A 7,781-nucleotide genomic window follows, 5' to 3' on the forward strand; every position below is an offset into this window, starting at 1 on the left:
GCCCGCCCCTGGTGCACGGACCGGTTCACGGATCGGTTTGCGGACCGGTTTGCGGACCGGTTTGCGGACCGTCGGTGGGTCGAGTCAGACCGCGGCGACGGGCTGGGACCGCGGCTCGGGGGCCGCCAGCCGGCCGGTGTGGTGCAGGGCCCACAGCGCGGCCGCGCAGGCGAAGCCGAGTACCAGCAGGGTGATCCACGGCAGCGCGGGCATCCCCGCCTCGCGGGCCGCGTCGAGCGCGGCACCGGTGAGGAGGTTGCCGAGGGTGATACCGATACCGCAGATGGTGTTGTAGAGCCCGTAGTGCGTGGCGACGAGGCGGTCACCGGAAAGGCGGACGATGGTGTCCATCTCGAAGGGGTACGCGATCATCGTGCCGAGCGCCAGCAGCAGCGCGGTGAGCGCGGGCGGTACCGCGGCCAGCAGCCACCGACCCGGACCGGACCCTGGTACGGGTACGGCGGTGGCGGCCAGCAGCGGCACGAAGGCCAGGCCCATGACGACGAGCCCCCAGGTCAGCGCCCGGCCCGGCTCGTAGCGGGCCTTGCACCAGGCCGTCACCCTCGTCTGGCCCAGGATCGTGCTCAGCCCGGAGACCGCGAAGAGCAGCGCCACCGCCGCCGTACCGGACTCGCCGTCCCCGCCCAGGCGGCGCACCTCCAGCGGCAGCGCCAGATAGACCTGGAAGGACAGGACGTACGAGCCGATCATGGCGCCGGAGAACAGCAGGAACGGCCGGTTGGCGAGGATGCCGCGCCACTGGGCGAGCAGGCTCTCACGGCCCTTGCCGTCTTCGCTGTCGCCACCGGCCTTGTCGCCCTTGCCGTTCTCGGCCCGCCGGGCGGGCAGCGCGCGGATCTGCACGACGGACAGCAGCGCGAAGATCCCGGCGGCGACCAGACAGGTGATCCGGAAGTCCACGCCGGTCAGCACCATGCCCACGAGCGGGCCGAGCAGGATCCCGGCCTGGTAGAAGACGTTGAACAGCGCGAACGCCTCGATCCTGCGCTCCCCCGCGTCCGCGGCGAGGTACGCCCGGACCGCCGGGTTGAACAGCGCCCCAGCGAGCCCGGTAGCCGCGGAGGCGGCGATCAGCGCGGCCAGCGAGTCGACCAGGCCGAGGGTCGCGAAGCCGACCGTGCGCAGCACGCATCCCGCGACGATCATCGGCTTGTAGCCGAGGCGGTCGGCGAGTGTCCCGCCGACGAGGAACATGCCCTGCTGGCTGAAGTTCCGTACCCCCAGGACCAGTCCGACGACCCAGCCGGCCAGTCCGAGGGTGCCGGACAGATGGGCTGCCAGATAGGGCATCAGCATGTAGAAGCCGAGGTTGATGGTGAACTGATTGACCATCAGCAGCTGGACGCTGCGTTCGTACGTGCGTACCTGCGCGAGGGTGCCCTTCACCGGCCCTCCTCCTGGGCGTCGCCCTGACCGGCGTGGTCCCGCCCGGCATTACCCCGACCTGCCTCGGCCTGAACAGCCCCGTCCCGCCCGGCATCGCCGTCACCGCCGTCACCGCCGTCACCGCCGTCACCGCCGTCAGCCTGACCGGGCGTCGGCGTCAGCGGGTCGATCACGGTGGTGCACCGGGTCCAGCGGGTGGCCTCCTTCTCGTCCACGCGCCCGATCACCTCGGGCTCGGGCGCGGGCGGAGCGTCGAGCAGACCGTGGGCGGCGCAGTAGTCGTCGTCGAACACCGTCCCCAGATAGCGCTGCGGGCCGTCGGGGAAGACCGCCGCGATCCGGGTGTCCTCGGGCAGGGTGCGGGCCAGCCATCCGGCGACCAGGGCGACCGCCCCCACGCTCCATCCGCCGGTGGCGTAGTGCGAGGCGGCCAGTCGGCGGCAGGTCCACACCGCCTCGGCCGGGGCCACCCAGTGGACCTCGGAGAAGTGGCCGTAGGCGACGTTGCGGGGGTAGATGCTCGACCCCAGGCCCCGCATCAGCCGCGGCCGGGCCGGCTGGCCGAAGATCGTGGAGCCGATGGTGTCGACTCCCACCACCTTCAGCTCCGGATAGAGCTGCTTCAGTACGCGGGAGACACCGGCGGAGTGTCCGCCGGTCCCCACGCTGCACACCAGGACGTCGACATGGCCCATCTCCGTCGCCAGTTCCAGGGCGAGCGGGGTGTAGGCGGTGGTGTTGTCCGGGTTGTTGTACTGGTCCGGGCACCACGAACCGGGTTGCTGGGCCATCAGCTGCTGGACGCGCTCGCGGCGGGCCTGCTGCCAGCCACCGGTCGGGTGGGGCTCGGAGACCACGTTGACCTGGGCGCCGTATGCGGTCAGCAACCGGGTCATGGACGCCTCCAGACCGGGATCGGTGACCAGGGTGACCGGGTGGCCGTGGACCATTCCGGCCAGGGCGAGGCCCAGACCGAGGGTGCCGCTGGTGGACTCGATGATCCTGGCACCGGGGCGCAGGTCGCCGCGGGCGCGGGCCCGCTCGACCATGTGGAGCCCGGGACGGTCCTTGATGCCGCCCGGGTTGAAGCCCTCCAGCTTCGCCCAGAAGCCCCGGTCGGCGGGGGTCAGCGGCTCCGACACGCGGAGCAGCGGCGTGTTCCCCACCAGCGCCGACAGCGCGGAACGGGGGTCGGGCACGACGGTGGTGTTCATCAGTGGCTGCATCTCTCTCGCTGTCTCTTTCGCTCTCGCTCGATGAACCCGACGCATGCGCGGGGTGCTCGGCGCATGCGCGGTGCGTGCTCATCTCGCGCCACGGCCTCACGGGGACGGGGACGGTCGACGGTCAGCCCCGTCCGGGGCGTGCGGCCGTGGCGCGGCAGCCGGTACGAGGCCGGCTGCGGGCGAGGGGTCTAGATGCGCCACCGGGAGGTGCGGACGAGCGTGCTCCTTCCCGTACTCCTGCCGGGGGACCGGTGCCGCCGACGGTGCGCGGGCGGCCGTACCAGAGACACGAAGAGCCCGAGGAGCGCCGGCGTCCTCGCCGCGTCCACGAGTGGTTGCCGATCGGCCTGGGGAGTCGTACGGACAGGCCCGTCCAGAGCGCATGTCTCGCTCCCGTGCCCGTGCCTGTGCCCATGCCCGCCCGCGTGCCCATGGTGTCGATGCGGTCCGCGGGTCAGGGCATCGCCCGCCATCTGCGCCGAAGCCGGTGTCGGCATCAAAGCCGAAGCAGACGCCGACGCCGAAGCAGCCGACGCCGACGCCGACGCCATGGTGACGGCAGGTGCCTGGTGCCCCGGCCCTTCGAAGGGCCCCGGCCCGTGGACGAGGGCGCAGAGCCCGATCACCACCAGCAGAGCGGCACGTAACAGGGCGACCAGGAGGCGGGGCCCACACGGGTCGGCCGGAACCCGGGGGGCGTACGCGGGCGTACGGGCAGGCGTACGGGAGTGTGTCGGCACAGGTCCTCCGTGCGTCCACCCCCTGGTTCGGCCGCGGTGACAGGGCAGACCAGAGGGATGGCAGGCATGGGTGGGGGGCGTGGCACGGCATCGACGACGCGGCGCCGGATCCATGTCGGGGAGGGGAGACCCCGGCTCCTAGACCTGCTGGACCACGGACAGTCTCAAGGCCGTCGGCGAGGCGACGAGAAGCGCGGGCTCGTTGAGGCCCCGCTTGACCGAGGCGCCCCCGAAGGTGGCCGGTTCGCCGGCCGACACGGCACAGGACGGCGGCGCCAGTACCGGACCTTGTTGCGGCTGACCGGATACACAGTGCTCACCGGGATGCGACGAGCCGTGTTCCCCGTACGGCTCGACGTACGGCTCGACGTACGGCTCGACGTACGGCTCGACCTGCGAGGCAGGCCGAGGCAGAGCATGCTCGTCCGTGGAGTCCGTGGAGTCCGTGGAGTCCGTGGAGTCCGATGAGTCCGCGGTCTCCTGGGGCGGCGCGGTCGTGGGCACTGCCGCGCCGGTCACCAGGTGTCCCTTGACGCTCTCGGCGGTCACTCCGTGCGTGACCACGACGCCGAACAGCAGTACGGCGATGGCCAGCACCCTCAGCAACAGACCCGCGGAAACACGGGCCCACGCTTTGCGCGGCAGTGACCGGACCGTAATCATGCCGTGATCGTAGCGGCTCGCGGGCCCTGATCCAGCACCTCCCGGGCAGCAGCACGCCAACGCGCCAAGGACATGACCGATTTGCTTCGGCGACGCCCCGGACGGCGGCAACCCCGGCCAGATTCCGCTATGCCGGTTAGCAGTATGCCGGAAGGCAGGAAGCTCAGTGCAAGCACGCCACCAGCAGGGGCAGCAGCGGCGCCGCGACACTCGCCGCCGCCACGCCGAGCCAGGTCGCGCGGTGCGGCCGGGGCTGGGGGCTCAGGACCCGGCGCAGCCGGATCAGGGCGCCCGCCCCGCCGGCACCCAGGGCCACCCTCGGCACCCGGCCCGCCGCCACCTCGTACATCGCGGCGGCCAGCGCCTCCCGCGGATGCAGGCGCAGGGCGCGGTCGTCCGCGATCATCTCCACCAGCAGCACCGTCTGCTCCTTGGCGTGGCGGGCGAGCGGCAGGCCGGGAAAGGCCCGGGAGAAGGCGTCCACCCACAGGTGGAGCAGGTGGTGCCGGCCCCGCACGTGCGCGCGCTCGTGCTCCAGTACGGCCCGCAGCTGCTCCTCGGACAGGGCGTCCAGGGCACCCTGGGTGACGACGACCCGACGGCGGCGGCCCGGCAGGCAGTAGACGACCGGGACGTCGTGGTCGAGGACCGTGGCGTCGTACTCGGGCGCCGGCCGCCCGACCAGGGTGAGCATGTCCAGATGGCGCCGCCGCGCCCGGTCCGCCCGCCAGGCGCAGCGCACGAGCCGGCCGAGGGGCAGGAACACGATCAGGGCGGGGGCGACGAGCGCCAGGGCGTCGGCCGGGGCGGGGGCGGCCCCGCCCACCGAGAAGTCGGCGACATCGACGACGTCGACGAGGAGACCGCAGACGGTGATCAGCCCGGCGAGGCCTTCGTGCGCGTGCCGCTCCCCGAGAGCCGCGTGGTACACCGCGAGCACTCCGGCGACGACGAACGTCGCCATGAGCCCCTGCCACGCGAGGACCGCGAGAGCCGGAGCGCGATGGGTCCAGCTCGCCCGGGAGAGCAAGGGCGGCACCGCGGCCCCCACCAGCACGGCGTATCCGGCCAGGACCACGGCTGTGATCATGCCTCGCTCCGCCTCTTGACCGTACGGAGGGCCGAGCGCAGGGCCTCCGCCTCCTCCGGCGTCATCTGTTCCACAAAGCTGACGAGGGTCCCGGCCGGGTCGGGGTTGCTCCCGAGAGCCTCCTGCATCAGCGCCGCCGTGTACTGCTGGCGCGTGCAGGTGGGCTCGTACACCCAGGCCCGCCCCTCCTTGTGCCGCTTGAGCATGCCCTTGCCGTGGAGGATGTCGGCCACGGTCTTGACGGTGCTGTAGGCGAGGGGACGCTGCTTGCTGATGTCCGTCAGCACGTCACGCGCGGTCGCCGGACGCCCCCAGGCCCACAGGCGGTGCATGATCTCCGCCTCCAGCTCACCCAGCCGACGCACGACCACTCCCTTCACCCCCGGAAGCCGGCCCCCTCCGGGGCCGTGAACCCTCCGGGACCAGTGAAGGCTCATCGTAAGTCGCGGGGCCTTCGCCCCGTCCCACACCGGAGACCTATACTGCCAACCAGCTTAGTAGAGTGGCGCACGGCAAGGCAGCTCACGTCCAGGGCGCAACCAGTGAAGGAGTTCCAGGTGAAGGCGGGCCGGTACGTACGGGCAGGAGGCGCCCTCGGGCATCTGCTGCTCGTCGTGGTGCTCGCCCTGGGCGTCTTCGCGATGCACAGCGTGGGCCACCCCCGCGACGCGTCCGGGCATTCGGCCAGCCATACGGGGACGCCGGACAGGGCCGCTCCGGCGGGTCACGGACCCATGGACGCTCCGGCCTTCACGGTCACGGGCAGCCACGCCACCGGGCCGACGGACTCCCCGGCCACTCACCCGCCCGCCATGGCCATGGACATGCTCTCGCTGTGCGTGGCGGTCCTGTTCGGCGCCTGGGCGCTCGCCGCGCTCCTCAAGTCGGCGTTCGCCCGCGACCAGGACCGGTGGGCGAGGCTTCTCGCCCGGATCGCCGCAGCCCTGCGGCCCGGCCCTCCGCCACGCAGACCCGATCTCACCTCTCTGTCGGTTCTGCGGCTGTAGGCCGAACGCTCTCGCGGGTCGCCCGACGCGCGGCCCGCGGCTTCGCCCACGCCAACAGCCACAGAACAGAAGCGACACGAGGTAATCGATCATGACTTCCTTCACGAGGCATTCCTTCACGAGGCCTTCCCTCACGAGGACCGCCTTCGCGCGCACCCTGCTCCGCAAGCCCGCCACCCGCCGTATCGCCGTCGCGGGCGTCGTCACCGCCGGCGCCCTGTTCCTCGCCGGGTGCGGCGGCGACGGGGATGACATGAACGGCATGGGCCACGACGGGAGCGGCGACGACTCGAAGTCGGCGTCGGCGTCGGCAACCGCCGGGTCCGGATCCGAATCCGGGTCCACGGGCTTCAATGACGCGGACGTCGCTTTCGCGCAGATGATGATCCCGCACCACGAGCAGGCCCTGGAGATGGCCCGGCTGGCAGACGGCCGGGCCTCCGACGCGGAGATCAAGAAGATCGTCGGGAAGATCGAGAAGGCCCAGGATCCCGAGATCACGACGATGAAGGGCTGGCTGGAGTCCTGGAAGCAGCCGACCGCAGTGGAGTCCATGCCGGGCATGGATCACGGCGGCGCGGACAGCGACGGCGGCGGAATGATGTCCGACGCGGACATGAACGAGCTCAAGGCCATGAAGGGCGGCGAGTTCGACGAGATGTTCGCGGAGATGATGATCGAGCACCACGAGGGCGCGATCACCATGGCCGAGGCCGAGCAGAAGAACGGCAAGAACGCCGACGCCGTGAACCTGGCCGGCGACATCGTCAAGGGCCAGTCCACCGAGGTCGAGCAGCTCCAGGCCATCCTCGACCGGCTCTGACCCGCTCGCAACCCCCGCCGACGCGCCGTACGTTCGCCCCCGCGCCGTACGACCACCCGCGTCGCACAGTGCGCCGCCCGGGACCCGCGCTCGCGTCCGCGGACCCCGGGCGGCACCCTGCTGGCCATATACCCCCCAGGGGTATATCTTTGCGAGCGTCGAACCACAGCACGGGCCACACCGGACAGGAAGAGGGACGAAGGCCATGGACGACACCACTCGCCACACCGGCTCCGCGCACGACCGCTCCGCTCCCGAAGGCCACCGCGACCACGCCGGTCACGCCGGTCACGCCGACCACATGGGTCACACCGCGCATCACGGCGGGGAGGCGCCCGCCTCCTGGGGCACGGCGGCGAAGGCGACGCTGCACTGCCTGACGGGGTGCGCCATCGGCGAGATCCTCGGCATGGTCATCGGCACCGCCCTGCTGTGGGGCAACATCCCGACCATGGTCCTCGCGATCGCGCTCGCGTTCGTCTTCGGCTACTCGTTCACGCTGTTCGCCGTACTCCGGGCCGGCCTGGACCTCAAGGCCGCGATCAAGGTGGCGCTCGCCGCCGACACGGTCTCGATCGCCGTGATGGAGCTCGTGGACAACGCCATCATCGCCCTCACCCCGGGCGCGATGGACGCCCACCTGTCCGACGGGCTGTTCTGGTCGGCCCTCCTGGGCGGATTCGCGGTCGCCTTCCTGGTCACCACACCCGTGAACAAGTGGATGATCGGCCGGGGCAAGGGCCACGCCGTCGTCCACTCCCACCACTGACGCCCGGACCCGACGGAGAACACCACAGAGACGTCTCCGCCGGCACCCCGACCCGC

General features: G+C 71.7%; 8 protein-coding genes. 3 read left to right on the top strand and 5 right to left on the bottom strand.

The annotated features are described in order from the left end of the window. Nucleotides 1–84: 84 nt before the first annotated feature. The 5 genes from FNH04_RS36905 to FNH04_RS36925 form a co-directional block, all read right to left on the bottom strand. Nucleotides 85–1,407: an MDR family MFS transporter gene (locus tag FNH04_RS36905; RefSeq protein WP_322724913.1), complete on the bottom strand. Its 1,323-nt coding sequence runs from the start codon at nucleotides 1,405–1,407 to the stop codon at nucleotides 85–87. Further along, the gene (locus FNH04_RS36910) at nucleotides 1,404–2,621 is read right to left on the bottom strand and encodes a PLP-dependent cysteine synthase family protein (RefSeq protein WP_152790204.1); all 1,218 of its coding nucleotides are present in this window, start codon (nucleotides 2,619–2,621) and stop codon (nucleotides 1,404–1,406) included. The genes FNH04_RS36905 and FNH04_RS36910 overlap by 4 nt, the downstream gene beginning before the upstream one ends. An 890-nt stretch (nucleotides 2,622–3,511) precedes the next feature. Continuing rightward, entirely contained in the window at nucleotides 3,512–4,036 is a 525-nt protein-coding gene (locus FNH04_RS36915) for a hypothetical protein (protein ID WP_152790205.1), read from the bottom strand. A 163-nt stretch (nucleotides 4,037–4,199) separates the two neighbouring features. Beyond that, on the bottom strand, nucleotides 4,200–5,126 hold the full coding sequence (locus FNH04_RS36920; protein WP_152790206.1) for a M56 family metallopeptidase: 927 nt from the start codon (nucleotides 5,124–5,126) through the stop codon (nucleotides 4,200–4,202). Next, nucleotides 5,123–5,491, bottom strand: a complete 369-nt coding sequence (locus tag FNH04_RS36925) for a BlaI/MecI/CopY family transcriptional regulator (RefSeq protein ID WP_322724916.1) — start codon at nucleotides 5,489–5,491, stop codon at nucleotides 5,123–5,125. Before FNH04_RS36925 ends, FNH04_RS36920 begins: the two co-directional genes overlap by 4 nt. 177 nt (nucleotides 5,492–5,668) lie before the next feature. Between FNH04_RS36925 and FNH04_RS36930 the strand changes: the two genes are divergently transcribed. The 3 genes from FNH04_RS36930 to FNH04_RS36940 all read left to right on the top strand — a co-directional run bounded on the left by FNH04_RS36930 (nucleotide 5,669) and on the right by FNH04_RS36940 (nucleotide 7,725). Continuing rightward, complete coding sequence (locus tag FNH04_RS36930; RefSeq protein WP_322724918.1) at nucleotides 5,669–6,133, top strand: DUF6153 family protein; 465 nt, start codon at nucleotides 5,669–5,671, stop codon at nucleotides 6,131–6,133. A 91-nt stretch (nucleotides 6,134–6,224) separates the two neighbouring features. Beyond that, nucleotides 6,225–6,956, top strand: coding sequence for a DUF305 domain-containing protein (locus tag FNH04_RS36935; RefSeq protein WP_152790208.1), 732 nt, complete (start codon nucleotides 6,225–6,227; stop codon nucleotides 6,954–6,956). Nucleotides 6,957–7,161: 205 nt separating this feature from the next. Then, nucleotides 7,162–7,725: a DUF4396 domain-containing protein gene (locus FNH04_RS36940; RefSeq protein ID WP_152790209.1), complete on the top strand. Its 564-nt coding sequence runs from the start codon at nucleotides 7,162–7,164 to the stop codon at nucleotides 7,723–7,725. Nucleotides 7,726–7,781: the final 56 nt, after the last annotated feature.

Source organism: Streptomyces phyllanthi, from assembly GCF_009377205.1.
Taxonomy (GTDB): domain Bacteria; phylum Actinomycetota; class Actinomycetes; order Streptomycetales; family Streptomycetaceae; genus Streptomyces; species Streptomyces phyllanthi.

What these genes read in the sequence shown, in the direction of transcription:
- FNH04_RS36910 (WP_152790204.1), bottom strand. Translation starts at nt 2,621, where the DNA reads ATGAACACCACCGTCGTGCCCGACCCCCGTTCCGCGCTGTCGGCGCTG.
- FNH04_RS36915 (WP_152790205.1), bottom strand. Translation starts at nt 4,036, where the DNA reads ATGATTACGGTCCGGTCACTGCCGCGCAAAGCGTGGGCCCGTGTTTCC.
- FNH04_RS36920 (WP_152790206.1), bottom strand. Translation starts at nt 5,126, where the DNA reads ATGATCACAGCCGTGGTCCTGGCCGGATACGCCGTGCTGGTGGGGGCC.
- FNH04_RS36935 (WP_152790208.1), top strand. Translation starts at nt 6,225, where the DNA reads ATGACTTCCTTCACGAGGCATTCCTTCACGAGGCCTTCCCTCACGAGG.
- FNH04_RS36940 (WP_152790209.1), top strand. Translation starts at nt 7,162, where the DNA reads ATGGACGACACCACTCGCCACACCGGCTCCGCGCACGACCGCTCCGCT.